General features: G+C 62.0%; 22 protein-coding genes. 10 read left to right on the forward strand and 12 right to left on the reverse strand.

Translation table 11 applies throughout. The features are described from left to right. Positions 1 to 5: 5 nt before the first annotated feature. A complete protein-coding gene (locus M0D69_RS31330; protein ID WP_301785764.1) occupies positions 6 to 476 on the forward strand; it encodes a YqaA family protein in 471 nt (156 codons plus the stop codon). Positions 477 to 540: 64 nt separating this feature from the next. Here the strand turns inward: M0D69_RS31330 and M0D69_RS31335 are convergent, their stop codons facing one another. Together M0D69_RS31335 and M0D69_RS31340 are read right to left on the reverse strand one after the other, a co-directional pair. Next, positions 541 to 1,365 carry a hypothetical protein gene (locus M0D69_RS31335; protein WP_301785728.1) on the reverse strand — a complete coding sequence of 275 codons (825 nt, stop codon included), beginning with the start codon at positions 1,363 to 1,365 and terminating at the stop codon, positions 541 to 543. 201 nt (positions 1,366 to 1,566) lie between these two features. Continuing rightward, positions 1,567 to 2,250 carry a hypothetical protein gene (locus M0D69_RS31340; protein WP_301785765.1) on the reverse strand — a complete coding sequence of 228 codons (684 nt, stop codon included), beginning with the start codon at positions 2,248 to 2,250 and terminating at the stop codon, positions 1,567 to 1,569. 310 nt (positions 2,251 to 2,560) lie between these two features. On the opposite strand from M0D69_RS31340, the gene bcsD reads away from it, so the two are divergent. The 7 genes from bcsD to M0D69_RS31375 all read left to right on the forward strand — a co-directional run bounded on the left by bcsD (position 2,561) and on the right by M0D69_RS31375 (position 15,641). Continuing rightward, positions 2,561 to 3,016 (forward strand): cellulose biosynthesis protein BcsD, encoded by a 456-nt coding sequence (bcsD, locus tag M0D69_RS31345; RefSeq protein WP_047897512.1) that lies wholly within the window; start codon positions 2,561 to 2,563, stop codon positions 3,014 to 3,016. Between the two features lie 212 nt (positions 3,017 to 3,228). Beyond that, on the forward strand, positions 3,229 to 4,140 hold the full coding sequence (gene bcsP, locus M0D69_RS31350; protein WP_301785729.1) for a cellulose biosynthesis protein BcsP: 912 nt from the start codon (positions 3,229 to 3,231) through the stop codon (positions 4,138 to 4,140). Continuing rightward, complete coding sequence (bcsQ, locus tag M0D69_RS31355; RefSeq protein ID WP_301785730.1) at positions 4,137 to 4,925, forward strand: cellulose biosynthesis protein BcsQ; 789 nt, start codon at positions 4,137 to 4,139, stop codon at positions 4,923 to 4,925. Before bcsP ends, bcsQ begins: the two co-directional genes overlap by 4 nt. Further along, positions 4,922 to 7,132, forward strand: a complete 2,211-nt coding sequence (gene bcsA, locus M0D69_RS31360; RefSeq protein ID WP_301785731.1) for a UDP-forming cellulose synthase catalytic subunit — start codon at positions 4,922 to 4,924, stop codon at positions 7,130 to 7,132. Before bcsQ ends, bcsA begins: the two co-directional genes overlap by 4 nt. Before the next feature lie 55 nt (positions 7,133 to 7,187). Further along, positions 7,188 to 9,725, forward strand: coding sequence for a cellulose biosynthesis cyclic di-GMP-binding regulatory protein BcsB (gene bcsB, locus M0D69_RS31365; RefSeq protein ID WP_301785732.1), 2,538 nt, complete (start codon positions 7,188 to 7,190; stop codon positions 9,723 to 9,725). A 61-nt stretch (positions 9,726 to 9,786) separates the two neighbouring features. Continuing rightward, positions 9,787 to 10,929 (forward strand): cellulose synthase complex periplasmic endoglucanase BcsZ, encoded by a 1,143-nt coding sequence (gene bcsZ, locus M0D69_RS31370; RefSeq protein WP_301785766.1) that lies wholly within the window; start codon positions 9,787 to 9,789, stop codon positions 10,927 to 10,929. Beyond that, positions 10,923 to 15,641, forward strand: coding sequence for a cellulose synthase subunit BcsC-related outer membrane protein (locus M0D69_RS31375; protein WP_301785733.1), 4,719 nt, complete (start codon positions 10,923 to 10,925; stop codon positions 15,639 to 15,641). The genes bcsZ and M0D69_RS31375 overlap by 7 nt, the downstream gene beginning before the upstream one ends. Positions 15,642 to 15,800: 159 nt before the next feature. Here the strand turns inward: M0D69_RS31375 and M0D69_RS31380 are convergent, their stop codons facing one another. From M0D69_RS31380 to M0D69_RS31410, 7 genes are all read right to left on the reverse strand, one after another. Then, positions 15,801 to 16,553 carry an SDR family oxidoreductase gene (locus M0D69_RS31380; RefSeq protein ID WP_301785734.1) on the reverse strand — a complete coding sequence of 251 codons (753 nt, stop codon included), beginning with the start codon at positions 16,551 to 16,553 and terminating at the stop codon, positions 15,801 to 15,803. A 71-nt stretch (positions 16,554 to 16,624) separates the two neighbouring features. After that, complete coding sequence (locus tag M0D69_RS31385) at positions 16,625 to 17,491, reverse strand: NmrA family NAD(P)-binding protein (RefSeq protein WP_301785735.1); 867 nt, start codon at positions 17,489 to 17,491, stop codon at positions 16,625 to 16,627. Between the two features lie 355 nt (positions 17,492 to 17,846). Then, complete coding sequence (locus tag M0D69_RS31390) at positions 17,847 to 18,431, reverse strand: YceI family protein (RefSeq protein ID WP_301781610.1); 585 nt, start codon at positions 18,429 to 18,431, stop codon at positions 17,847 to 17,849. Between the two features lie 36 nt (positions 18,432 to 18,467). Continuing rightward, the gene (locus M0D69_RS31395; RefSeq protein ID WP_301785736.1) at positions 18,468 to 19,028 is read right to left on the reverse strand and encodes a YceI family protein; all 561 of its coding nucleotides are present in this window, start codon (positions 19,026 to 19,028) and stop codon (positions 18,468 to 18,470) included. A gap of 340 nt (positions 19,029 to 19,368) precedes the next feature. Then, positions 19,369 to 20,292: an ABC transporter substrate-binding protein gene (locus M0D69_RS31400; protein WP_301785767.1), complete on the reverse strand. Its 924-nt coding sequence runs from the start codon at positions 20,290 to 20,292 to the stop codon at positions 19,369 to 19,371. A gap of 105 nt (positions 20,293 to 20,397) precedes the next feature. Continuing rightward, a complete protein-coding gene (locus tag M0D69_RS31405) occupies positions 20,398 to 21,426 on the reverse strand; it encodes an ABC transporter permease (RefSeq protein ID WP_301785737.1) in 1,029 nt (342 codons plus the stop codon). Further along, positions 21,419 to 22,924, reverse strand: a complete 1,506-nt coding sequence (locus M0D69_RS31410) for a sugar ABC transporter ATP-binding protein (protein WP_301785768.1) — start codon at positions 22,922 to 22,924, stop codon at positions 21,419 to 21,421. The genes M0D69_RS31405 and M0D69_RS31410 overlap by 8 nt, the downstream gene beginning before the upstream one ends. A 349-nt stretch (positions 22,925 to 23,273) precedes the next feature. Between M0D69_RS31410 and M0D69_RS31415 the strand changes: the two genes are divergently transcribed. Then, positions 23,274 to 23,966 carry a FadR/GntR family transcriptional regulator gene (locus M0D69_RS31415; RefSeq protein ID WP_301785738.1) on the forward strand — a complete coding sequence of 231 codons (693 nt, stop codon included), beginning with the start codon at positions 23,274 to 23,276 and terminating at the stop codon, positions 23,964 to 23,966. Between the two features lie 211 nt (positions 23,967 to 24,177). Beyond that, positions 24,178 to 24,465: a hypothetical protein gene (locus M0D69_RS31420; protein ID WP_301785739.1), complete on the forward strand. Its 288-nt coding sequence runs from the start codon at positions 24,178 to 24,180 to the stop codon at positions 24,463 to 24,465. 76 nt (positions 24,466 to 24,541) lie between these two features. Here the strand turns inward: M0D69_RS31420 and M0D69_RS31425 are convergent, their stop codons facing one another. The 3 genes from M0D69_RS31425 to M0D69_RS31435 form a co-directional block, all read right to left on the reverse strand. Then, a complete protein-coding gene (locus M0D69_RS31425; RefSeq protein ID WP_301785740.1) occupies positions 24,542 to 24,805 on the reverse strand; it encodes a hypothetical protein in 264 nt (87 codons plus the stop codon). An 87-nt stretch (positions 24,806 to 24,892) separates the two neighbouring features. Continuing rightward, on the reverse strand, positions 24,893 to 26,032 hold the full coding sequence (locus M0D69_RS31430; RefSeq protein WP_301785741.1) for an aromatic ring-hydroxylating dioxygenase subunit alpha: 1,140 nt from the start codon (positions 26,030 to 26,032) through the stop codon (positions 24,893 to 24,895). Positions 26,033 to 26,129: 97 nt separating this feature from the next. Further along, positions 26,130 to 26,336 carry a hypothetical protein gene (locus tag M0D69_RS31435; RefSeq protein ID WP_301785742.1) on the reverse strand — a complete coding sequence of 69 codons (207 nt, stop codon included), beginning with the start codon at positions 26,334 to 26,336 and terminating at the stop codon, positions 26,130 to 26,132. Positions 26,337 to 26,354: the final 18 nt, after the last annotated feature.

Below are 26,354 nucleotides of genomic sequence, written 5' to 3' on the forward strand. Positions count from 1 at the left end.
CGGACGTGGCCGTCTTGCAGAAGGAATCCCGGTCCTTTAGGGCCGCGAGGACGTCAACTGTATATGGCGGGCTTTTCTCGGTTGCACTGGTGGCGGCGACGCTCTTTCCGCTCCAGTCCGAGGCATTGCTGGCGGGTTTGCTGATCGCCGGCAAGCAGCCGGTCTGGATGCTCGTCGCGGTGGCAAGCGTGGGTAATGTGGTGGGCTCGACCATCAACTGGGCGATGGAACGATCGATCGAAAAGCTGCGCGAGCGCCGCTGGTTCCCGATCAAGGCGCGCGCGCTCGAACGTGCGGAGCAGTGGTACCGGCGCTTCGGGCGCTGGACGCTGCTGTTGAGCTGGACGCCGGTGATCGGCGATCCGTTGACCATGATCGCGGGCGTTTTACGCAAGCCCTTGTGGTCGTTCTTGCTGATCGTGGCGATCGCAAAAACGGCACGTTATGCGGTGATCGCTTTCTTGCTGACGATGTGAGGCGCCTGGCTGCCGCCGTCCGCTCGCGTGGTTCGACACAGTCGGTCTGATCGGCTCAATCGGCTTACTTCGCCGCAGCGCGGCTTAACCGGCGCAAGCGCGCCTGATGATGCCGCGCGCTCAGCCGCTTGAACAGGCTGCCCGCGTGAGGATCGCCGAAATGGAACAGCGCGGTGCAGCGCACGCTGGTTGGCAGGCACGGCTCGTTAGCGTGCAGTGAACGCATTCCCCAGAAGAAATAGATATTGCCCGGCCGCATGCGTACCGTGCGCGCCGACATCGCCCGCTGCACCGCGCCTCTCTTCCACAAGCGGCAAGCGAGCGGACTTTCGACAATCAGCTTCTCGACGATGTTGAACACAGGCCGCCGCCGCACACCGCGCAGGTTCGGGTACATCACGAGGTCGCCGGGCAGTTCTCCTTCACCATCGGGGATCTGCAGCGGAATCAGCGCGGTGACCACGTACGAATCATAATGAAAGAGCCAGGAATGTTTGGCGCCCGTGCCGCCTGACAGCGCGCGGATGGACGTGGCAATGCGTGATTCGAGGGGCGCTTGCTTCATCTCGTGGCTATACAGCCCCTCGAGCACCTTGTGCAATGCCGCAGACGTCGAGAGCGCCGCGAGCGGGCTGTCCAGTATCCAGTCCGGGCCGGCCAAACCAAGATATTCGACCTTGCGCCGCTTCAGCTCACCGTCGACGTACACCCGCATGCTCTCGATCAGCGGCGCCGCGATCACGTCGTGCAGAACGGCGAAACCGGTGGTGTCCATGGCTCGCGCCAGCGAGTCGATATCCGCGGCGGACAAGCTTGGCAGCGGATCGGCGGCGAACCCGGCGTCCAGATGTTCGGCAAACCATGCAGGCGCCGATACGTCGATGTTCATTGTGTCCCCGTCTGGTAAGCAGCTTTGGCAGAGTCCGGAAATCATAGGTTGCCTGACCGGCATGCAATGCGCGCTCACCCACACATTGGATAACAAGGGGATCGGGCTATCTCCTCAGAGGAAACTCTCAGGCGCTCGACGCCCGTATGGATGCGCCGTCGCCAGAACACGAACTTCCAAGCTGACCGGCGCCTGACGTGTTCAACCCTGCGCTTCCAGTACCAATGGCTCCCCGCGATGATCCCCGCCGCTCGCCTCGCGCAACCACATCGCGCCATACAAGCGCTCAAGGTCGCGGGTAAATTGCCGGGTGTCAAACAGCGGACAGGAAAGGCGCTGCGAGATCAATCGTGAACGCATGCAACCAAGCCTGGCGGGGTCACGGGCTAACGAAAGAGCGAGCTGAAAGTAGACTTCGTCATCCGCTGCTACAAGTTCTTCCAGCCCGACGGCATGAACACGGCTCGCCCCCACTCTGCTGGCGAACAACGTTCCAGGCCGGGTAACCATCGGCACGCCGGCCCAGAGTGCATCGCTGCCGGTCGTGTGCGATCCGCACGGAAAGGTGTCGAGCGCCAGGTCCGCCCACTGCAACCGCGCGAGATGCTCCGTTTGCGGCAACCTCTCTGCAAAAACGAGACGTGTCGAATCGATGCCGCGTGCTGCAACGAAGCGTCGCCAATTCTCGGCGGCCTCATCGATTGGGGGCTTCAGCAACCACAGCACGCTCTGCGGAATAGCCAACAGCAGACGGCACCAGATCGCGAACATGTCCGCGTTGAACTTGAACGTCTGATTGAAGCTGCAGAACACGAAACCCTGTTCAGGCAATCCCGCCGCGACTCTTGAAGGACGTGCTCCGCACTCGCGCCAACTTCGCGACACAAGCGTGCGACGCAAGATTAAACTGACGATTTAATTTGTTGATTAAACGTTTGCGCTAATTGTCTGGATGCTACATAAGCTGGACATAACGGATTTTTTGCCCTCTGTTTGCGGCTTTAACCACAGAACTATTTGCTAATCTGCGTTAAGTGGCAAAAACAAATCGCCTTGAAGTAGACTCCCGGCTTACAAGGTATAAGCCGTATCACTATTACCGTCCTTGCATGAGGGCGTAGTGTAATTACTACTGGTTACGCCGGTATCGCTATTTTCGCGTTCATTTAGCTGAAAGCTTTCTCCCTCTAACACCATGGCCATGACTCTCGACTATCTGCTGGATCGGCAAATTTCTTCGCAATGGCGTGGCGTACTGGTCGCCCTCGCGGAAGAGTTCGACACCCAGATCGGTCGCGACGAGCTCCGTCAGTTAATGCAGCGGGTAGGACGCCGTTTTGCCGCCGCTCACCCGTTGCCGCCGTGCGGCACCACGCCCGAACTCGGCGCCGCGTTGAATGCGGTCTGGAATGACGTCGACTGGGGGTTTGTCGAAGTGGGCGACGAGCCGGATTATCTGCGCATCGTCCATTGTTGCCCGCCGTTGCTCGCGTTCGGCGCGAACGCGCTTCCGTGGACCCCCGCGTTTCTAGAAGGTGCGTATCAGGAATGGTTAAGCGCGCTCGGCGCGCAAGGATTGTCGGTCGTACAAGCAGGCGAGTTCGACGAAAGCGCTGCAGTCGAGTTCAGGCTTGGCCGTTATAGCAACTGAGATAACAACTGAGGCCAGATCCGGCTTGCTGGTCAAGCCGGAAGCTGAATCTGGTGTTCACGTAACCCTGACTCATGCAGTATCGGTCCGGCATCGGATCAGGCAGTCAATCAGGCATTGCCCGCATCGGCGCCGAAAAGCGCGAGACGCCACTGGCCAGTGAGCGTCGAGGCACGGGCCAAAGTACAACCGAGAGTACGAGGACGCAGCACATGAACCCTTCGCGCGATATTGAGAAGCTGTTCGACAAATTTGGCGGTGATGCCGGCAATTATCAGGAAATCGGCCGCGAAAACGAGGCTATTCACGCCCGCACGCGCTGGCCGCTGCTCGCAACACTCGACCTCTCGCAGCCATCTATTCCGAACATCGCGCCTCGCCGCGATAGCCTGCTGCCGCAGACGCACGATCGCTCCGGCGAGCATCGCAGCGTGCCGAACAGTCTGACCCAACCGCCGGGCGCGGCGCCGGTCAACCGCGGCAAACCGCCGCTGTTTGCGCGCGCTCATCGTAAGACGGTTCCGCCGGTCGCCAACGTGAAGCTGCCGGATGCGCCAGTGGGTGCAGCGCGCTTTTCGGCTTTGGCCGATGTGGTCGAAGAGACCTCGAACGCGGAGCAAGCGGAAGCCCCAGCCGTGCCGGTCGTCGCCGCACAGCCGCAACCGCCCCTGCAGCCTCTGTCACAAACATTGTTGAGGCCGCAACAAGCACAACAGCCACAGCAGCCGCAACCGCGCTCGCAGCCACTCGCTACGCCGGTGCCTGTATCCACGCCTGCCGAAGTCACCGAAGTCACTGGCTTCGCAGCGGCGCTGCAACGCTCGCGCCCTGCTGTCAAATCACCGTCATTGCCGCGCGTGCCAACACCGGTAGCAGTGACCGCCCCAGCGCCAGAGCCTGAACCCAAACCCCAATCGATCCTCGGCAAGCTGTTCCGGCCGCAAGCGCAAGCTCAGCCTGCCGCACAAATGAGCGCCCCGCCGCCGGATTTGCTGGAGGCAATGTTCCAGCGTCTGCGCGAACCTGTCGTGTCAGCAGCGGCTCCCGCACCCGTCAACTCGCCGCTGAAAGCGCCGGCCCCAGTCGCCGGTTCGTGGCTCGCCAAGCGCAACTCACCGTCATGAAAGTCATCACCGTCGTCTCGGCCAAGGGCGGTGTCGGTAAAACCACGCTCGCGGCGAACCTGGCCTCGGTGCTCGCCGCACGCGGGCGGCGCGTCATCGCGCTCGACCTCGATCCACAGAACGCCTTGCGCCTGCATTTCGGCATTCCGCTCGACAGCATCGACGGTCTCTCGCGCGCCACGCTCGCCGGAGACGCATGGCAAACCGTGATGTTCGACGGCGTCGACGGCGTCACGGTCTTGCCGTACGGCGCGGTGGTCGAAGACGATCGCCGCCGCTTCGAGGCGCACATCGACCGCGACCCGCAATGGTTCGCGCAAGCGCTCGACAAGCTGGGACTCGATGCCGCGGACATCGTCATAGTCGATACCCCGCCGGGGTCCTCGGTCTACACGCGCACGGCCCTCTGCGCGTCGAACTTCGCGCTGAACGTGGTCCTGGCCGATGCCGCTTCGTACGCGGCCATCCCGCAGATGGAACGCATGATCGACGCCTACGCCACGCCGCGTGCGAACTTCGTTGGCACGGGGTACGTGGTGAACCAGGTGGACCAGTCGCGGCAGTTGACGAAGGACGTGCTCAAGGTGCTGCGCAACCTGCTCGGCAACAAGCTGTTCCCGGGCGTCATCCATCTGGACGAAGGCGTGAGCGAATCGCTTGCCTGCGACACCACGCTGATTCACTACGACCCGTTGAGCCAGGCCGCCGCCGACCTTCGCGCGTGTGGCGAATGGCTCACCCATGCAATCGATTCCACGCAGCTCTCGCCAAGGAGCGTCGCATGAGCAAGCCACGCGCACGGCCATTGTCCGAGGCCGACGAAGTTCCGTCGCGGCTGGAACAGTTCGTCGATTCACGCATCTGGAGCAGCCGGATCTTTACGACGCTGCTCACCCTGTTCGCCCTCACGACGATGTACTTCGTCTGGACGGTGCCGCTCGCGTTCGCCGAGCAACTGGCGTTCGCGTGCGTCTGCTTTGCGTTCGCACTCGCGTTCCGGCGTCTGCGCGGCCAGTACGCCACGCTGGTGATGATCATGCTGTCGGTGGCGGTCACCGGCCGCTACATGTACTGGCGGCTGACCGAGACGACCGTCTGGGAACGTCCGCTCGACGCCGCGTGGGGATTGCTGCTGGTCTCGGCCGAGGTCTACTCGGCGATCGTGCTGATGCTCGGTTATTTCCAGACCGCCTGGCCGCTGCAACGCAAGCCGCTGCCCCTGCCGGAAAACCGCGATGAATGGCCGACCGTCGACGTCTTCATCCCGACGTATAACGAGCCGCTCGGCGTGGTCAAGCCGACCATCTACGCGGCGCTTGCCATCGACTATCCGGCGGACAAGATCTCGATCCATGTTCTCGATGACGGCCGCCGTCCCGAGTTCAAGGCGTTCTGCGAAGAGGTCGGCGTCACCTGGACGATCCGCACGCACAACCGGCATGCGAAGGCCGGCAATATCAACGAAGCGCTGAAGATCACGAAGGGCGAATATCTCGCGATCTTCGACTGCGATCACATTCCTACGCGCTCGTTCCTGCAGATCGGCCTCGGCTGGTTTCTGCGCGACAAGAAGCTGTCGATGCTGCAAACACCGCACCACTTCTTCTCGCCTGACCCGTTCGAACGCAATCTCGGCACCTTCCGCAAGGTGCCGAACGAAGGCGAGTTGTTCTATGGGCTGGTACAGGACGGCAACGACCTCTGGAACGCGACCTTCTTCTGCGGCTCGTGCGCGCTGCTGCGCCGGACGATGGTGGAAGAGATCGGCGGCATTGCGATTGAAACAGTGACGGAAGACGCGCATACGGCGCTGAAGCTGCACCGTCTCGGCTATACCACCGCGTATCTCGCGATCCCGCAGGCAGCGGGGCTTGCCACCGAAAGCCTGTCCGGCCACATCGGGCAGCGAATTCGATGGGCGCGCGGCATGACGCAGATTTTCCGCATCGATAACCCGCTTACCGGCAAGGGTCTCAAGCTCGGCCAGCGGCTGTGTTATCTCAACGGGATGATGCACTTCTTCTACGGCATCCCGCGTCTTGTGTTCCTCACGGCGCCGCTGTCGTATCTGTTTTTCGGGGCGCACGTGATCCACGCGGCGGCCGGCACCATCGCCATCTTTGCGCTGCCGCACATGATGCACGCGAGCGTCACGAACTCGCGCATGCAGCGCTCGTTCCGGCATTCGTTCTGGGCCGAAGTCTATGAGTCCGTGCTGGCGTCGTACATCACCGCGCCTACCTTGCTCGCGCTGATCAACCCGAAGCTCGGCAAGTTCAACGTGACGGCGAAAGGCGGCCAGATATCGAAGGATTACTTCGACTACGCCATCTCACGCCCGTACCTGATCCTGCTGGTGCTGAACCTGCTCGGGTTTATCGCGGGGATCGTGAACATCTACCTGCACTGGGACGTAAGCAGCGAAGTGAACACGGTCCTGCTGAATCTCGCGTGGACCACCTACAACATGCTGATCCTCGGCGCGAGCGTCGCGGCCGCGAGTGAGCGCCGGCAAGTGCGCACGACGCATCGGGTGGAGATGAAGATGCCCGTGATGCTCAAGTTCTCGACGGGCCGCACCCTCGCCTGCGAAACCATGGACTACTCGGAGGGCGGCGTGGGCGTGAGGCTGCCTGGCGACCTGGAAGTACCCCTGCATGAGAAAGTCACGGTCTCGCTATTTCGCGGCGATGAAGAATATGCGTTCCCGGCGACCGTCGGTTTCACCGCTGTCGGGCGTGTGGGACTGCGTTTTTCGGCACTCACGCGCGAACAGGAATTCGAGTTCGTGAAGACCACCTTCGCCCGCGCCGATGCCTGGACCAACTGGTCCGAAGGACGCACCCCGGACGCACCGCTGCGCGGCTTGCGACATGTGCTGGTGGTAGGCATGGGCGGGATCGGCGCGTTGTTCGAGCACCTTTTCGTCGACGCCCGCAACTGGCTGACGACTCGTTCGCCTGACGTTAAAAAACTGAAGACCAAAGACTGACATGGGTAAGGGAATTTCGATGCTGCGCCTTGACAACAAACGAGGCGAACAGGACATGACGGTTTTCACCCCGTTCAGCTCCCGCCCCATTCCCCGTGCCCTGATGCGCAGCCTGGCTTGCTGGCTCGCGTTGCAAACGGCGCTGGCCGTGCCGCTCGCGTCACTGGCGAGCGCAGCGGCGACGGCCAATACTCCGGCGCACACGGCCGCCAGCGCGTCCGCCAGCGGGACCGCCAGCGCGTCTACCAGCGGGACCGCAACCGGCGTAGGCGCCGTGCCTCCGCCAGGCGCCGCCGCGCCGCTCAACAAGGCGACAATCGAGCAGCCAGCGCTCGCCGTGCCCGTCCCGGCGTTCGCGCAGGCAGCTTCGGCAACATCCGGTGCATCGGCCGTGGCGGCCGTGCGCACCCTCGGATCCAGAACGCCCACCACGGCCGAGCCCGGCACGCTGGTGCCCGGCGGCCGTCGCCAGACACTCACGTTCACCGACCTGGGCGCGCTCGATCCGCTGCAGCTGCGCGGCACCGACGGCCAGAATGGCGTGCCGTTCTCGGTTCGTGGCGATGAAGTCGTGACCAGCGCGGTGCTGCATCTGATCTACAGCTATTCGCCCTCGCTGCTGCCGTCGATTTCGCAACTCAAGGTGCTGGTCAACGGCGAAGTCGCCGCGACGCTGCCGGTGCCGCGCGAACAGGCCGGCATCCTGGTTGCGCGCGATGTGTCCATCGACCCGCGCTTCATCACCGAATTCAATCACGTGAATGTGCAGTTGATCGGCCACTACACGCAGCAATGCGAGGACCCGTCGAACTCCACGCTGTGGGCAACCGTCAGCAACGCGAGTTCGCTCGACCTGACGTATGCATCGCTTGAAAGCAAGCCTGATCTCGCCGCGTTACCCGCGCCTTTCTTCGATCGCCGCGATGTCCGCCGCCTCGAACTGCCGTTCGTGTTCCCGCAAAAACCGAGCGCGGCTACGCTTGAAGCAGCAGGCGCCGTGGCGTCGTGGTTTGGATCGCTGAGCGGTTATCGCGGCGCGGTGTTTCCGGCGCAGATCGACAACGTGCCGCTCTCCGGTAATGCCGTGGTGTTCGCCACCGGCGACCAGCACCCCGCTGGCATGAAGATTCCCGATATCTCCGGCCCAACTATTGCCGTGGTGGATCGGGACACGCCTTCACGCGGCCGCCTGCTGCTCGTGATGGGCCGCAACGACGCCGAACTGAAGACCGCAGCGAAGGCGCTCGGCATCGGCCAGAACACCTTGTCCGGGACGAGCGTGACCATCACGCAACTGAACGACTTCGCCCCGCGCAAACCCTACGACGCGCCAAACTGGCTGCCGACCGACCGCCCGGTGCGTTTCGGCGAACTGGCCGAAGCACGCGATCTGTCGGTGACCGGTTATAACGCCGACGCCGTGCGCGTGAACCTGCGCGTGCCGCCCGACCTGTTCATGTGGCAGACCAAGGGCGTGCCGATTGATTTGGGGTATCGCTACACGGTGCGTCCCGCGCTCGACCGGTCGACGCTGAACATCAACGTGAACGACGGTTTCGTGCAGTCGCTGCGGATTCCTGCCGTCGCCACGTCCACGTTCGATCTCGGCCGCTATTTCAACCGTGTGCTGCCCGACAGGACCGCCGCCGCGCGGCATGAGATCTACGTGCCGCCGCTGCTGCTCACCCCGCGCTCGCAGTTGCGTCTGCACTTTTACTACGACTATCCGAAGACCGGCGAATGCCAGGGCCGCGTGCTCGACAACGTGGTGGGTTCCATCGATCCGAATTCAACCATCGACCTGTCGGGCTTTCCGCACTACATGGCGCTGCCCGACCTCGCCGCGTTCGCCAATGGCGGTTTCCCGTTCACGCGCATGGCCGATCTGTCGGAGACGGCGGTGATCATGCCGAACGATCCCAACTCGGCCGACTTCAGCCTGTATCTGCTGGAGATGGGACGCATGGGGGCATCGACGGGTTATCCGGTGGCCGGCGTGACCGTTGCCCAGGCCGATCAGGTCGACAACCTCGCCGACAAAGACCTCCTGATCCTCGGCTCGCCCGGCCGCCAGCCGCTCTTGCAGCGCTGGGCGAAGCAGATGCCCTTCTCCGGCGATGGCGAGTCACGCAACTTCGAACTCTCCGACGTGGCGTTCAAGGTGGTCGACTGGTGGCACGGCGAGCGCGGCGTGGAACGCCTGCCGGCACGTGCCGACCTGACGCTCGTGAGTTCCAACGGCGACGCGCTCATCACCGGCTTCGAGTCGCCGCTGAAGAGCAACCGCAGCGCAGTGGCGCTCATCAGCGCAGCAGGACAGTCCGATGCCGACCTGTCCGCTGCCTTGCTCGACAACGACGTGCTGCCCGAGATCCAGGGCGCCATGGCCGTGATTCACGGGCGCGACGTGACGGTGACATCGAATGGCCAGGCATATTACGTCGGCAGTCTGTCGCCGTTCGAATACATGCGCTGGGCGTTGTCGTCGCATCCGCTCTTGCTGGTGTTCAGCGGTTTGCTCGCGGCCATCATCATCGCGGCACTGTTCTACCGGTCGCTGCGCGCCATTGCCGCGCGCCGTTTGAGGGATTGATATGCAGGCTGGTTTCAGACGTGGATCGAAGACAGCAATTCTGGCGCTGGCGCTGACCGGCATGGGTTCCATTTTCAGCGCTCACGCGTCCACAGCGGCGGCCCCGCGATGCACCGACTGGACGGCGTACCGGACGTTCACAGCACGCTTCGTGCAGGCCGATGGCCGCGTGATCGATTACTCCACCCCCATGCAGCAGACAACCTCCGAAGGCCAGTCGTACGCCATGTTCTTCGCCCTGGTCGCCAACGACCGCGCGACCTTCGACCGGCTGCTCGCCTGGACCCGCACAAACCTCGCGGCAAATCAGTTCGAGCCGGGCAACGTCCGGCTGCCGTCATGGCAATGGGGCAAGAAGCCGGACGGCTCGTTCGGCGTACTCGATCCGAATTCCGCCTCCGATTCCGATCTGTGGATCGCCTACGATCTGCTGCAAGCCGGACGTCTCTGGAACGAGCGCAGTTATATGCAACTGGGTCTGGCCCTCGCGGCTCAGATCGTGCGCCATGAAGTGACGAATCTCGCGGGCCTTGGACCGATGCTGCTGCCCGGTCCGCAAGGTTTCACAACGGGCGACGTGACGCGTCTCAATCCGAGCTATTCGCCGCTGCCGGTGCTGCGCGGCCTCGCTCGCGACATGCCGGACGGACCGTGGAACCAGCTTGCGGAGAATGGCTACAAGCTCGTGGCCACCACCGCGCCGCGCGGCTTTTCTCCCGACTGGGCGGCGTACAAGGCGGGGCAGTTTGTCGTCGATCCTCAGAACCGCGACACCGGCAGCTACGACGCGATTCGCGTTTATCTCTGGGCCGGGCTTGCATCCAGTGCCGATCCGCTCAGCAAGCCGTGGCTCGCGGCACTGGGCGGCATGCGCCAGGCCATCACGCAAAGCGGTTATCCGCCGGAACGCGTGAACGTGGCGACCGGCGTCACGAGCGGCGAAGGCCCGCTCAGTTACTGGGCCGCGCTCGCACCGTACTTCAAAACGCTCGGCGACGATCGCAGCCTTGGCCTCGCCCGCGCGCATCTCGCGGCGCTCGATGCGCCTGTCGCTGCACCGTCAGCTGCGCCGCCCCCAAATCCGAACCGTGAACCGGTTTATTACGACCGGGTGCTGGGCTTGTTCGGCGCCGGATTTATAGAAGGCCGATACCGTTTCGACGAAGCCGGCCGACTCGTGCCGAGCTGGAGAAGCGCATGTTGAAACGGCCCCTGTGTTTAATCAAACCGCACGCGCGCGCGCGCGCGATTGCGCTGAGTCTCGCAGCCGGTTGTGTCGCCAACGTGCCGCTGAGCGCGTTTGCGCAAGCCGCCAGCAGCGCGGCCACTGCGGGTGCGGGCGCTACTGGCGCTGCTGCCAGCGCGAACGCGCCGCTGACCGTGCTGATCGATCAGGGCCGCTACTGGCAGGCGCATCGCCGGGGGGATCTGGCCGAGCAGGCGTGGCAGAAAGTGCTGCGTATCGACCCGAAGCAGCCCGACGCGCTCTATGGCATGGGCATCATCCTCTCGGACCGCAAGGACGGCAGCGGTGCGCAGCAGTATCTCCAGCGCCTGCGGGCGGTGGCGCCGCAGTATCCGAATATCGATGAACTCGGCCGGCGGCTGGGCGAAACCAGCCCGCGCGACCAGACCGTGAACGACGCCCGGCGGCTCGCGCAAAGCGGGCAGAACGCGTCGGCGGTGCAGGAATATCAACGTGCGATCGACGGCAAGCCCGCCACGCCCGAACTCACGCTCGAGTATTACCAGGCGCTCGCCGCCACGCCGCAGGGCTGGGACCAGGCGCGCCAGGGCCTGACGCAGCTCGCGCGCCAGAACCCTAACGATCCGCGTTATGCGCTCGCGCTTGCGCAGCACCTGACCTACCGCGACACGACGCGGCGCGACGGCATCGCCCGTCTTGAGCAGTTGAGCAGCGACAGCACGGTCGGCGAGCAAGCCAAGAAAAGCTGGCGCCAGGCGCTGCTGTGGCTCGGCGCACGAGCATCCGACGCCCCGCTCTATCAAGCCTATTTGCAAGCGTCGCCCGATGACCCCGCCGTCAAGGCGCGTTTCGATTCGATGGTGCAGCAGGACAAGCAAGCCCGCGAACGCGCGCAAGCGGATGCTGCCGTCGATGCCCGGGGACGTGCCGTCGCCGATGGTTTTGCATCGCTGGATCGTGGCGATATCGTCGCGGCGCGCGCACGATTTTCGGCCGTGCTGGCGAATAACCCGAACGACGGCGATGCGCTCGGCGGCATGGGCATCGCCGCTTTGAAGCAAGAAAAATTCGACGAAGCGCGTACGTATCTCGAGCGCGCATCGCGTGCTGGCAATCCAGCGCGCTGGAAGGACGCGCTCACCAGCGCGACTTACTGGAGTTATACGAGCGCCGGTATCGGCGCGCGCAGCAATGGCGAAATCGCGAAGGCGAAATCGATGTTCGAGCGCGCGATCGCCCTGAATCCGTCGGACACTACCGCCCAGACCATGCTCGGCGAAACGCTGCTCAATAGCGGCGACCCGCGCGGCGCGGAACAGGCTTACCGGATGGCGTTGCGCCGTCAGGCCGACAATCCCGACGCGATTCGCGGACTCGTCGGCGCGCTCGCCGCGCAAGGCCGCGGCGACGAAGCGCTTGCTTTCGCGAACCAGTTGAATGCGGAACAGCAAGCGAAGGCCGGCGGCATCAACAAGCTGCGCGGCGAAGCGGAGGCAGCGCAAGCGCGTGCTGCGGAAGCACGCGGTGACCTGGGTGCGGCGCGCAGCCTGTTCGAAGATGCACTGCTGAACAATCCCGACGATGTCTGGATGCGTCTCGACCTCGCGCGCATCTATGTGCGTCAGGGCGCGGTTGGCAATGCGCGCAGCATGATGGACGGTTTGCTCGCCACGCATCCCGATATGACCGACGCGCTCTACGCGAGCGCGCTGCTGTCCGCCGAGACGCAGGACTGGACGACGGGGTTGTCGCAACTGGAGCGGATTCCGGTCAACCAGCGCACGCCGGCGATGACCCTGCTGCAGCACCGGTTGTGGGTGCATGCCCAGGCCGAACTCGCGAACCGGATGTCGCGCGCCGGTCAGACGCAGCAAGCTGAAGCGACCTTGCAAGCTGCTACGCCGACCGCGCAAGGCAGCCCGGAACTGATTGGCGTGCTGGCGTCGTCGTATCTGCAAGCAGGCGACACCGTGCGCGCGTTGTCACTGGTGCGCAACGCGATGGCCGAGGCGCCCGCCGATACCGGCTTGCTGCTGCAATACGCAGGCATCCTAACGGGCATTCCCACAGCGCCGGGCCAGCAGACGAATCAGCAGCAAGAAGCCGAACTGAGCGCGGTCATGCGGCGGCTGGCGGCTTCGCAGCTCACGCCGCAGCAGCGTATCGACTTCAACAACCTGAACATCGGCATCGTGGTGAAACAGGCGGATACGGTGCGGCAACGCGGCGACCTCGCGAGCGCGTATGACGTGATTGCGCCCTGGCTTGCCGCGACGCCCGACAATCCCGATCTGCAAGGTGCGCTGGCCCGTTTGTACAGCTCAGCCGGCGATGACCGCAGCGCGCTTGCGAGTTATCGCGCGGCACTGGCCCGCCGTCCTGATGACATCGGCTTTCAAGTTGCGGCGATTGGCGCGGCGTCGGGTGCGAAAGAATTTTCGTTTGCTGAAGCAACTGCGAACCAGGCGCTGCGCGCCGCGCCCGACGATCCCCGTGTGCTCGCCGCGACCGGCCGCATGTATCACGCCGAGGGCAAACTATCGCTGGCATCGCGATATCTGCAACAGGCGTTGATCGCGGCGAATTCCCCCGTCCAGCAAACGCCGCGTGACACTCGCCAGGGTGCGCAACCCAGTGTGCCGCGCGGCTGGGAATCGGCCATGCAGCGGATCGGTTCGATGCCGCTGCCCGGCACCAATCCGTTCGAAGGCAAGACCGCCGTCGATACGAACACGGGCGCTTCCGGCACACCGACCGGCCTGTTGAGCGGAGTGTTCTCGCGGTCTACATCGCCGATGCCCGGGCTGCCCTCTTATCCTCAGCCTTCTTCACCGACGCAGAACGTGCCGAACTATTTGCCTCCGCCCCAAGCAGCGCCTTATTCGACACCTTACGTTGCGCCCTATTCGACGCCGGGCAACGTTGCGCGCCCGGTAGCGGCAAGCGGTGGATACGGTCCCGATACATCCGGATCGAGCCAGTCGGGTGGTCCGGCAGCGCCGTTGCAACCGTATCCGGGGCAAGGGCCGGCTCAGGACGCGGGGCAGTATCAGCCTCAATATCAGCCGCAATATCAGCAACCTCAGCAGCCGTATCAAGGTCAAAACCAGCAGCCGTACAACGCGCCGTATCCAGCGCAAGATGCCGCGATAAGCTCGCCCTGGCCCATGTCGCCTGCCGCTCGCGAAGCGCAAGCGAACGCGTACGCGCAGTCGTCGCAACCGCGTGTGTACTCCAGCGCGCCCGCAGCGAAGTCGAAACGTGCTTCGACACGCAAGCAAACCGCGTCACGTAACAACAGGCCAGCCGATCAGACCGACTACACGCAACAGCCTTACCCGCAGCAGCCGTATGCGCAGCAGGGTTACGGGTATCCGCAGCAACAGCAGCAAGCGTACGCGAACCAAGGTTACGGGCAACCCTATATTCCACAACCGCCCGCCGGTTACGGACAGGCCTACGCGCCTGTGCAAACTGGGCAACAGGCGTACTCCGGCATGGCGGGCAATAACCCCGTGAGCGTGGCGAACGCCCAAACGCTAGGTGTCGCCGATGAACTCGCGCAGATCAATCGCGCGCGGTCCAGCACGATTTCTGGCGGCGTCATCTTCCGCCAACGCACGGGCGAAGACGGACTGTCGAACCTGACGGATATCGAGGCGCCGGTTCAGGGTCGCATCGCGGTCGGCAATGGGCACATTGTCGTGACGGCGACGCCTGTGACGCTGGATGCAGGCACGGCACAAGCCACCGCCGATACGCTCAAGCGTTTCGGCTCGGGGCTGGCCTCATCGACTCTTGTCAACAACTACGGCGACCAGACAGCGACCGGCGTGGGCTTGTCCGTGGGATACGAAACAAACAAAATCAAACTCGATGTCGGCACCACACCGCTCGGCTTTCGCGAAGAAAACCTGGTCGGTGGTGCGCAGTACAACGGCGGCATCACTGACAAGGTCTCGTACTCGATCGCCGTCGCCCGCCGCGCGGTCACGGACAGCCTGCTCTCCTACGCCGGTACGCGCGACGCGGGTCAAAACCTGGAATGGGGCGGCGTGACGTCCAACGGCTCACGCATGGATCTCGGCTGGGACGACGGCACGAGCGGCGTATACGCGAATTTCGCGTTCCAGTACTACGACGGCCACAATGTCGCGAGCAATACCGCCGAAAAAGGTGGCGGTGGTTTCTATACGCGCCTGTTCCAGGACGGGAACCAGACGCTGATGGCCGGCGTAAACACCACGCTGATGCACTACAACAAGAACCTGTCGTACTTCACCTATGGCCAAGGCGGTTACTTCAGCCCGCAGCAGTACATGATCCTGAACCTGCCGGTCGAGTACATGGGCCGCGCTGGCCCGTTCACCTACGACGTCAAGGGTTCCATCGGCGTGCAGCATTACCGGCAGGACGCGTCGGATTATTTCCCGACTAACGGCAACATTCAGCCCGGAACTTCCGGAACCACCGGTAGTACTTATGCCAGCAGCACCAAGACCGGCATCTCATATTCGTTCAGCGCGACGGGCGAGTTCCAGCTCGCGCCGCAACTCACGGTCGGGGCGACGGCATCGCTTGGCAATGCGTATCAGTATCGTGAATATCTGGCCGCCGTTTACGTGCGGTACAGCTTCACGAAACAAACCGGCGCACTGTCGTTCCCGCCAGCGCCGCTGAGTTCGCCGTATCTGTCGCTGTCGAACTAACACTGGAGTTGAACGAGAAAACAAGTGACCCGGGTGGCATTCGCCCGGGTCACTGTTTTCTTCATGGTAAGTTGGTGTTTGATGGCGCGAGGTGCACGACGTCCCGGCACACGACGGCATCGAGGGTTTTAGCCGCACCATGCCGCGCCAACTCCTCTATTAAACCAGCACCGCGCCGCCGTCCACCACATGCGTCTGCCCTGTCGCGAACGCGCTTTCCATCAGGAACAAGTACGCCGCCGCAACATCGCGCGCGTCGCCTACGCGTCCAACGGGCAGACGCTTGCCGACCTGTTCGTACATCGTCTGCCGGTCCTCCTCTGACATGTCCTGCCACAGGTTAGTCGCGATCATTCCCGGCGATACCGCATTCACCCTCAGCGGCGCCAGCTCGACGGCGAGCGCGCGCGTGAGCGCTTCCATCGCACCGCACACGCTCGCGCCGAACGCCCAGCCGCTATGTGGACGCAACGCCGCGACACCCGTCGTCAGCACGATCGACCCGCCGGGCGCAATATGCGGCGCGCCGTATTTGACCGCGGCGAGCGCGCCCCAGTAGCGGATATCGAAGGCGCGTCTTGCCAGCGATAAATCCGTCGCGGCGATCTCGCCAAGCCGCAGCGAATCCCCGGCGGTGAACACCAGATGATCGAAGCTTCCGGTCTCGCTGAAAAATGCTTCGATAGCGTGTTCATCGGTGAGATCGAGCGTGCGGCCTTGGGCATTCGAGCCGAGCGCCGCGACCGCGGCCTCGACACGTCCCGTGTGGCTCGATCCGATCATGACCTGCGCGCCTTCCTCCAGCGCATACTCCGCCACCGCATAGCCGATACCGGATGAACCTCCAAGCACGATCACTTTCTTGCCACCGAGACGGCCTTTCACGCGTGTATTTTCTTCCGTGCGAATCATTAGCGATACCCCTTGAAATAACGATTGAACGCTCTCCAGCCGAAGCGTGGGCGAGTACTAATCGCAGATTCCTAAGACGCCTTTTCGATCAGCGATTGCAACACGGTATCGAGCGGAACACGGCCTTTGCGCACCTCGTTCTCGGTGCTTTCGAAGCAGATCCACTCCTCGTTGAAACCATCGATCATCTGCATGCGCGGTGTCGGGTTTTTCATCCCTTGCGAGCGGAAGAGGTCTTCCCACGTGTCACGCGGCACTACTGTCATGCTGACGTCGCGACCGAGCAATCGCGCAAAGCTCTCCGCGATCATGTCGGGCGAAATACGCTGCGGCCCTTCCAGTTCGACGATCCGGCGTCCCGTCCACGATTCGCGCAACAGCTCCACTGCGACGCGGCCGATATCGGCGGTGGCGACCATCGGCACGGGTTTATCGAGCGGCTGCAAGAAGCTCGGCACGATGCCGGAATCGCGCGCGGGCATCACATCCCAAGCAGCGTTTTCGATGAACCATGCGGCGCGCAGGAACGCCACGGGCATGGGCAGCGTGCCCAGTTCCTGTTCGAGTATCTGCAATTGATTCAATAGATTCGGCTGCGTGGCTTGTGCGCCGATGGTCGACAGCACCACCACCTTGGATGGTCTGGCCGCCGCGAGCGCAGCGCGCAATGCGGCGATCGTTTTGTGCGCTTCAGGAAATCCCGGCGATGGATCGAAAGTCGGCGGCAGCAAAACAAACACGCCTTCCGCGCCTTCGAATGCGTGCCGCAAAGCGTGTTCGTCGTTGACGTCGGCGAGTGCAACTTCGCAGCCTTGCTTCGCCCACGTTTCGCCCTTCGCTGCGTCGCGCACGACCGCGCGGACATCGTGACCCGCCGCCAGCAGCAAACGCGCTACGACGCCCCCGACCTGCCCTGTGATTCCGGTAACTGCAAACATGATTTCTCCCCAAAGAGTTAGACAGCAAGCGCTGCGTTGGAAAGGATTGTGCGAGGCGGGAAGGTGTTTGACGATAACCCGAAGGGCAATTCATTCATGACTTGACGGCATGAATCGNTGAATCGCTGGTATCGCTGGTATCGCTGGTATCGCTGGTATCGCTGGTATCGCTGGTATCGCTGGTATCGCAATGATATGTACGTCGCGGCGAGTTGTGGTCTCGTTCGATTACAAGAAGCGGAGCGCGTATTTGGAGCAAGCATAAAACCAAAAAGCCGTTCCAACGTGAGTTGGAACGGCTTTCTTCGACTGAACACGCGGCATCACAACCTGCATGCCGGCGTTTTCAGTGGACTTACTGCTTCACGCCTTCGGCTTGAATGTGCAGCGTGGTCTTCATCTTGAAGCCGTAGGCCTTGCCGTAATCCACGCCGAAGTCGCCGCGATCGAACGTTGCCGTCGATTCCGTGCCGCACACTTCTTTCTTCAGCATCGGATGCATGATGCATTTGAACGAGTCGATCTTCAGGTTCACCGGCTTCGTCACGCCATGGAACGTCAGCTCGCCGATCACTTCCACCGGCACGTCGCCCTTGAACTTCATCGACGTACCCTTGTAAGTCGCGGTCGGGAATTTCTCGGTATCGAAGAATTGTGCGCTCTTCAGTTCGCCATTCAGTTTCTCATTGCCGATATCGACCGTCGTCATATCGATGGTCGCGTCCAGCGTGCCGCTCTTCGCCGCGCGATCGAGCGTCACCGTACCGCTGCCCTTGGTGAACTTGCCGCGCCAGACCGAGAGGCCGCCAAAGTGGTCGGCTTCGAAACTCGGGGACGTGTGGCTGGGGTCGAGCTGATACGTAGCTTCTTCAGCCATGACGCTAAACGATGCCACCGCGACCAGCGCACCTGCTGCTGCAATCAGAAGATTCTTTTTCATGTGTTTTCCTGGATAAATTTGAGGATCGAAGACCGTTTATTTCTTGGTAGCGACGAGGTGAAACTTGATGACGACTTCATCGGCGACGACCGAAGTGTCTTTCCACTCACCCGAGCCGACATCGAACTGCGTGCGTTTGATGGGCAATGAACCGTCGAAGGTTTGTGTCGCGCCCTGGCTCGTGACGGTAACCGGCACGGTGACGTTCTGCGACTTGCCCTTGATGGTCAGCTTGCCGCTGACGTTGAACTTGGTCCCGCCGGCGGGCGCGATGGCCGTTGAAACAAAGGTAGCCGTCGGGAAATGCGCCGTATCGAACCAGTCCTTGTCCGTGGCTTGCTTGTTGTAGCTTTCATCGCCGAGATCGTAGCTTCCCGCATCGATACTGAGATTCGCGCTGCCTGCGGTGGGTTTAGCCGGATCGAAGTCGAGTTGCGCGGTGAACTTCTTGAACTTGCCTTCGACTGGCACGTTCATTTGTTTCGACGTCGCGGTAACCGTGCTTTTGGCCGTATCGACCTGAGCTTGAGCCGCGCTTGCGAATAATGCGGTGGCCGCGGTGGCAGCTAATAACCATCGGTACAAAGGTGTTGGCATATCAGGCGTAGGATCGTAATCGGTACGGCATGGTATGCGAGTCGATATGCGGCGGATAGCCACACGGAAAGAACAGATTGTTCTACCGGTGAATGTAATAGCGGACGGAATACGACAGCGGTGCGGAGAGCATCGCTTTAGCGGAAGTAGCGACGCTTGATTAGAAGGGCGCCGCTCCATCTGATGCGGCGCTTTTAAATCGTTGTGTGACATGCGCATGATCGCGCGAGTTACTACCCCGTAGTACGAAACCACAAAAACAAAAACGCAGTGCAAAAGGATCAGCCTGAAATCCCTTCGCACTGCGCGTAACCCGCTTAGCCCCAAGAGGAGCCAGCGATCAATACAACACGTTCTTGGCTACCGGCTGATCGATATTCCCCTTGTCGACCATAACGACACCGGTGTCGACAAACTTTGGCGGCGGCTTCTTCTCAATCACACCCACCACGGTCTGAATGCCCTTGTAGCCCATCTGGTACGAGCCTTGCACTGCTATTGCCTGGATCGTGCCGTCCTTCACGAAGTTCTGCAAATCCTGGTTGCCGTCGAATCCAATCGCAATGACCTTGCCCGCCTTGCCCGACTGCGCCAGCGCACGGCCCATCCCAACTGCTGTCGGCTCATTTGCCCCGAAAATACCCTTCAAATCGGGATTGGCGGCAAGCACGTCGGTTGTCTGGTTAAGCGCATTGGCCATCTGCGACTGCGAATAAAACGGCCCGACCACCTGCAGCTTGGAATGCGCTGTCAGGTACTTGCGGAACCCGCCCACACGCCCCACTTCGGACCCCGCGCCCGCCACATACGACATCAACGCAATCTTGCCCGTCTGTCCCACTCTCGAGATCAAGGCCTGGGCGCACATCTCGCCGGCCTTCTCGTTGTCGGTGGACAGGAAAGCCTGATAAAACTGCTTGCCCGAATCGGACAAGGCGGAGTCGATGATCACAACCGGAATATGCGCTTCCCACGCTTTCTTCACGGCCGGCACAAGCGCGTCCGGGTCCGATGCCGCCAGCACAATTCCGGCGACCTTCCGGTTCACCGCGTTCTCGACCATGTTCACTTCGGCGGCTATGTCGGATTCGGCGGCCGGGCCCTGGAAGGTCATCGTGTAACCCTTCACTTCAGCCAGGGCCGCGGTCGCGCCCTTGTTCACGTTCTGCCAGTAGTTCGAATCCGCACTCTTCACAATCACGGCAATTTCGCCGCCGGCCGCAAACGCGCTGCTCGCTGCGAAGGCAAGCACCGCGGTGAACATCGCCTTGGTAGTCAGTTTCATGTCTCGCTCCTGTTGATTTTGTAAGACCCCGTGGGCCACTCCACTCTTCTACGTCGCGAACGCTTCAGGTGCGTTCGATGAAACTCATCTCCGGTTCCGGATCTGGTCAATCCACACCGTACCCAAGATAACCAGGCCGATGATGATCTGCTGGATGAAACTCGATACCCCGTTCATGTTCAGGCCGTTGCGCAGAATCCCGATCACGAACGCACCAATCGCCGTGCCCGAGATCGTACCGACACCCCCCATCAGCGACGTTCCGCCAATCACCGCGCTTGCGATGGCATCGAGTTCGTACATCACGCCTTCGTTCGGCTGCGCCGTCACGAGCCGCGACATCAGCACGCACCCGGTCAACCCGGCGAGCGCGCCGGACAGCACATACGTGAACAGCTTCACGCGATTCACGTTCACGCCGGACAGCCGTGCGGCTTCCGCATTCGATCCGACCGCATAAATGTGCCGCCCAAGCGAGGTACGGCTGAGCATGATGGCTACCAGCACCGCCAGCACGACCATGATGATCACGGGATACGGAATGCCGGGAAACACGATGTCCGGGAACCCGTCCGAGCCCATGCGGACGATGCGAAACAGCGCGCCGTTGCCGAGTTCGGCGAAGGAATCGCCGAGACCCGAGACCGGCCGCGCGCCGGTGATCTGCAGCGCCACGCCGCGCGCAACGAGCATCATGCCCAGCGTCGCGATGAACGGCGGCAACCCCATGCGCGTGACGAACAAGCCGTTGAACGCGCCGCAAATCGCGCCCATGATCACGCCACCAAGCATGCCGACAGGCACAGGCACGCCGGCTTTCACGAGCAACGCGGCGACAACGCCGGAAAGCGCGAGCACCGATCCAACCGACAGATCGATACCGCCGGTAATGATCACGCACGTCGCGCCGAGCCCGAGATACGCGATGGACGTCACCTGCAACGCCACCGTCATGCCGTTGCCAAGCGACATGAACGCGTTGCTCGTGGCCGAGAACACGACCACGAGCATCACGAGGCTTCCCAGCGCCGCAAATTTCTGGATCAGGTCCTTGCGGCGTTCGCGGGCGCGCGTGCGGTCGGCGTGGGCCGTGTCGGTGGTCATCTCAAGCATGGGCGATCCGTCCTGATGCGTAGTGCATGATTTCTTCCTGATTGGTTTTACGGGTCTCGAGCACGCCCGCTATCTGGCCTTCGTGAAACACGGCCACGCGATCGGTCATACCCATGATTTCGGGCAACTCGGAACTGATCAATACAACGCCGATGCCCTGAGCCGCGAGCCGGTCCATCAGTTCATAGATGGCGTATTTCGCGCCGACATCGATACCGCGCGTGGGTTCGTCGAAGAACAGGATCTTCGATTCGCGGAACAGCCATTTACTGATCACGACTTTCTGCTGGTTGCCGCCCGAGAGATTGCGCGTGATCTGGTTCACGCTCGGCGTGCGAATGCCAAGCGCATCGACATAACGGCGAGCGACCTTCGCTTCTTCCTCGAAGCGGATAAAGCCACCCGCGCCCGAGACCGCTGCCACGTTCGCCAGCGTGATGTTCTTCGCGACCGTCATCTGCAGCGCGAGACCGTTGCCCTTGCGGTCCTCGGAGAGATACGCGATGCCGTTGCGAATCGCGTCGATGGGCGAATGGATCGAGAGCCGCTCACCTTGCAGCTTGACTTCGCCCGCATCCACCGGATCGGCGCCGAACACTGCGCGCGCGACCTCGGTGCGCCCCGCGCCCATCAATCCCGCAAAGCCAAGGATCTCTCCGCGACGCAATTCGAAGCTCACAGGTCCGAACACCTCGCGCCGCGTGAGGCCGCTCACGCTCAGCAGCACTTCATTCGTCGGTTCCGATTTGCGTTCGGGAAAGACATCGTCGAGATCGCGGCCGACCATATGCGCGACCACTTGCTCGATGGTGGTAGCGGCGAAGTCATCGGTGGAAATTGTGCGGCCATCGCGCAGCACGGTTACGCGATCGGCGATCTCCGCCAGCTCATCCAGCCGGTGCGAGATATAGACAATGCCGACACCCGCCGTCCTGAGTTCCTTGATGATCCGAAACAGATGCACCGTCTCCGATTCAGTCAGCGACGACGTGGGCTCATCCATGATCAGCAGCCGCGCGTTGAGCGACAGCGCCTTGGCGATCTCGATCATTTGCTGCTGCGCGACCGACAACGATCCAACCAGCGTGCGCGGCTTCAGTGCCAGTCCGATGCGGTCGAGCGCCATCTGGGAATCAGCAGCGAGACGCGCCCGGTCGATGAAAAATCCGCGCTTCGGCTCCCGCGCCAGAAAGATGTTTTCAGCGATGGACAAGTGCGGAATCAGGTTCAGTTCCTGATGAATGATCGCAATACCCGCGGCCTGCGCCTCGAGCGTGGACGCGAAATGCTGTTCGCGTCCATCGAGGAAAATCTCGCCTTCGTCCGGCCGGTATTGGCCGCTGACGATTTTCATGAGCGTGGACTTGCCCGCGCCGTTTTCACCGCAAATGGCATGCACTTCGCCCGCCCGGACGTCGAAGCTGACGTTCTGCAGCGCGATCACGCCCGGGAAGCGCTTGCCAACGCTGTTCAGGCGCAGCAAGGGCTCGTCCGGCATGGATTGCGGGCGCGCAGCATGTGGCGCGATATGCGGTGCGCCCTGTTCGGCCGCCACGTTCATCGCTTGGCCTTGTCGACTCGTATGAGCATTTGCACCGGCGTTGTCTCCTCGGCGGGGTCTCTGATTCTGGGGCGGTGCCGACCATCGTTCAGGCACCAAAGTGGTCAAGCCAATTTTATATTTGGCCATGTGGCCTTACCTGTTGCGAATGATAATGGCGTTAGGCCCACTCTGGAATCGCGGTATTTACCCTTATATCCATTGGCATAGTGGACAAGCGATCCTGAAATTAATTGGTCAAGCCACCTTACACTCCGACTCTCGCCCAGCACTCTGCCAGACACTCATGACGACATCTGTAAAACCGGTTGAAACGCGGCGTCTGTATCAAACCATCGCCGATCAGATCAATACGCTGATCCGCCACGGCAGCTTCCAGGCCGGCATGCGCCTGCCGCCCGAACGTGAGCTTGCGCAGCAATTGGGCGTGTCGCGGCCATCGTTGCGAGAGGCGTTGATCGCGCTCGAAATTCGCGGACAGGTCGAGATCCGGATGGGCTCGGGCGTGTATGTCTGCGAAGGCAGCACCGAGGAACCGCCGCTGACCTCCATGGGCGAGAGCCCGACCGAGCTGATGCAGGCGCGTGCGGCTATTGAGGGCTCGGTAATCCTGCTGGCTTGCACGCGGCTGACGCCGGAGGGAATGGCCAGGCTGCAAAGGAGCGTGGAGTCGATGCGCGAGCTGATCGCGGCGGGACGCTCGCCACTGGAGCCGGACCGACAGTTTCATATGACGCTGGCCGAAATCGCCGGAAATTCGGTGCTGACACGGCTGGTAGGCGAGTTATTCGATGGCCGTAACGACCCGATCGCGGCCAAGGTGAGCGGACTTGCGGAAAACATCACGACATGGGGCGTCGCGCTATCCGAGCACGAACGGATCTTGAGAACGCTGGAAGCACGGGATCCGATCGCTGCGCAGGCCGCGATGCGGTCGCATTTGAAGGCATCGGAAGAACGATGGGTGGGCGGGGTCTGACTGCCGGAAGTCTTAGCGGGCTTGCGCTCGCAGTGCGACCGGGGTTTGCCGCCGGGAGTCATGCAATGGCGGAAAAGTCAAAAACTTATCAGCCGGATTATCGATTTTATCGGCGTCTTTCATGCGCTGATTGCGGCCTTAAAAGACTGACCACGACCCCTCCTTACGAGCGTGGTCTTCACCATGCAAACGGCCCGCTTTAGAGCGGGCCGTGAACTACCAAAACGTGCTGCTGGAAGCTGAAATCCGGAGAGAGCTGGGTACAGAACAGCCCAGATCAAACCACCGGGCGTTGAAGCTCACCCTCTTCCCGCATTTCCGCCACTTCCGTTACTGCCGCTTGGACGCCTCCTTCTTCAGTTTCTTCGCATCTTTCTTCTCTTTCGGTGATTTGACAGCGACCTTCTTCTCGGTTTTCTTCGCGTCCTGGCTCTTGCTCATGATGGGCTCCGTGGTTGACCTGACATTATTGCCCGAGCCGCCGCGATTTGGCACGTAAAAATGCGTCGCCGGGGCTTGCTCAATGGCTCGGGTCAATGGTTTAAGTGAATGGATCGAGATACGCGTCGAAACGCTTAATCGATCTTCGAGCGCAGTTCCTGCGCGCTCACTCTTAACGCCTGATAGCCGGAGCGCGCGTGCTCCGGCAAATCCGGATCGCCGATAAGCGTGCCCAGCGTCTCGATCACGCTGTAGAGAATGCCTTTCGCCGCGCCTGCGGCCATCGCACCCGACGCGTAAGAATGATCGACGTGGCTGATGGCGGCATTGAAGTGATCCTGATCAGGGAGCTCGTCTACCGCGGGCGTGACTGGCTTCTCTGTCGAGTTGGGTTCCATGATTGTCGACCTCTTCTGGTTAATACATCGTTACTGCAACGTCTGGACTACGACGTTGTTACTGCGGCGTTTTGCCGTGTGCCCATGTCAGTCGGCAATCGGCTGGATCATATGCACGCGACGCTCCGTCGCGGGTTCGCGAACCGGCGCGCCGCACTGGATCAGCAGCGAACGCAGCTCGTTGATGACCGGAAACACCTCGTGGTTATGATCCGCGCCCTGCCGGTCGTGCGCTTCCTGCTCGCGCTCCACGATCCACCGGTCTTCCTTGAAGATACGCTCGGTGAACCACACCAGCAACGGCCACGCAGCGTCGAGGATGCCTGGAATTTTCGGCCGGCGGATGGACAGCAAACCAAACGTGCGGTTGGTGCGCTGCTCGGCGTCGAGCGGCACGTACGCGATCCACAGGTCCATCACCATGGTCTCGTCCTTGGTGCGGATCCGGAGCGTCTGGTACGGATACTCCGTGCGGATCGTCATCACGTCCTTGTGGCCGTCATTCGGGTCGTTACTGCGCTTCTGGCTGAACACCAGCGCCTCGCCGATCGGCTGTTTGCCCTCCTCGCGCGCGAACGTGTAGTTCACCTCCACCCAGTCGTCGCCGCGGCTGCGCCCGACCGAGCGTGCCTTCATCTGCCCCATCTGCTTGCGATGCAAGAACTGATGGTTCATGTCCATCAGGTTCTCGTGCATGAAGGTGTAGTGGCACTTCACTTCGCGGCCGAAACGGCGGGTTTTATAGGCTTTATCGTTGACGGAACCGAGCGCGGGAAACGGCGTGGTCTCGGCGAGCAGCGGGTCACCGGGGAAAATAAAGATCAGGCCGGATTCTTCACGGCACGGATACGAACGCACGCCGTTCGGCAGGCGTTCACGGCCGAGATACGGGACGTCGATACAGCGGCCAGTGCAGTCGTAGGTCCAGCCGTGATAACAACAGCGGATGGATTCACCGTCGACCACACCCGCGTGCAGCGGTACCTGTCGATGCGCGCAGCGATCTTCCAGCGCGAACACCTTGCCGCTTTCCGTGCGTACCAGCACGACGGGGTCACCGGCAAAACGTACACCGTGCGCTTTGCCGCGTTTTACTTCCGGCGACCAAGCGACCGGATACCAATGATCGGGGTGAATATCGACGCGACGCAGATCGCGCGCGGCCGGTTGAGACTGTTCGGACGGCAGTTCGCTCGGAGCGACGTCCTGCTGCAGTGCTACATGCATGTACGATGCCTCCGCGTGAGGGTATCAGGTGGAAACAGACTAAAAACGGACTAAAAAATGCTTTGAGGAGACGTTGCAACCATCGGCCTAACGCAGTCTACACGCCAGAGGCCGAGTGATGCTCAACGGGAGGGTGATTGCGGATGTCGGAACGGGGCTGGACGGGCTCGCACAGGTGGTCGAGCGGTTTTTTTTCGGCTTTTTGCTGCGGCTTTTTGCTGCGGCTTTCTGCGGCGATTTCGCCCCGCCAGACGCAATTTTGACGATCTTCATTGCGCCAGTGCGGACCATCCAGGTGCATCACCGATCGACTCTGCCTGCG

It is taken from the genome of Caballeronia sp. SEWSISQ10-4 2 (assembly GCF_030464885.1).
GTDB lineage: Bacteria > Pseudomonadota > Gammaproteobacteria > Burkholderiales > Burkholderiaceae > Caballeronia.

Bases quoted from the DNA above. Each gene is read 5' to 3' on its own strand.
- M0D69_RS31400 (WP_301785767.1), bottom strand. From the start codon at position 20,292: ATGTTCACCGCGGTGCTTGCCTTCGCAGCGAGCAGCGCGTTTGCGGCC.
- M0D69_RS31405 (WP_301785737.1), bottom strand. From the start codon at position 21,426: ATGCTTGAGATGACCACCGACACGGCCCACGCCGACCGCACGCGCGCC.
- bcsP (WP_301785729.1), top strand. From the start codon at position 3,229: ATGAACCCTTCGCGCGATATTGAGAAGCTGTTCGACAAATTTGGCGGT.
- M0D69_RS31425 (WP_301785740.1), bottom strand. From the start codon at position 24,805: ATGGAACCCAACTCGACAGAGAAGCCAGTCACGCCCGCGGTAGACGAG.
- M0D69_RS31335 (WP_301785728.1), bottom strand. From the start codon at position 1,365: ATGAACATCGACGTATCGGCGCCTGCATGGTTTGCCGAACATCTGGAC.
- M0D69_RS31395 (WP_301785736.1), bottom strand. From the start codon at position 19,028: ATGCCAACACCTTTGTACCGATGGTTATTAGCTGCCACCGCGGCCACC.
- bcsA (WP_301785731.1), top strand. From the start codon at position 4,922: ATGAGCAAGCCACGCGCACGGCCATTGTCCGAGGCCGACGAAGTTCCG.
- bcsZ (WP_301785766.1), top strand. From the start codon at position 9,787: ATGGGTTCCATTTTCAGCGCTCACGCGTCCACAGCGGCGGCCCCGCGA.
- M0D69_RS31375 (WP_301785733.1), top strand. From the start codon at position 10,923: ATGTTGAAACGGCCCCTGTGTTTAATCAAACCGCACGCGCGCGCGCGC.
- bcsD (WP_047897512.1), top strand. From the start codon at position 2,561: ATGGCCATGACTCTCGACTATCTGCTGGATCGGCAAATTTCTTCGCAA.
- bcsB (WP_301785732.1), top strand. From the start codon at position 7,188: ATGACGGTTTTCACCCCGTTCAGCTCCCGCCCCATTCCCCGTGCCCTG.
- M0D69_RS31415 (WP_301785738.1), top strand. From the start codon at position 23,274: ATGACGACATCTGTAAAACCGGTTGAAACGCGGCGTCTGTATCAAACC.
- M0D69_RS31390 (WP_301781610.1), bottom strand. From the start codon at position 18,431: ATGAAAAAGAATCTTCTGATTGCAGCAGCAGGTGCGCTGGTCGCGGTG.
- M0D69_RS31410 (WP_301785768.1), bottom strand. From the start codon at position 22,924: ATGCCGGACGAGCCCTTGCTGCGCCTGAACAGCGTTGGCAAGCGCTTC.
- M0D69_RS31380 (WP_301785734.1), bottom strand. From the start codon at position 16,553: ATGATTCGCACGGAAGAAAATACACGCGTGAAAGGCCGTCTCGGTGGC.
- M0D69_RS31385 (WP_301785735.1), bottom strand. From the start codon at position 17,491: ATGTTTGCAGTTACCGGAATCACAGGGCAGGTCGGGGGCGTCGTAGCG.
- bcsQ (WP_301785730.1), top strand. From the start codon at position 4,137: ATGAAAGTCATCACCGTCGTCTCGGCCAAGGGCGGTGTCGGTAAAACC.
- M0D69_RS31430 (WP_301785741.1), bottom strand. From the start codon at position 26,032: ATGCATGTAGCACTGCAGCAGGACGTCGCTCCGAGCGAACTGCCGTCC.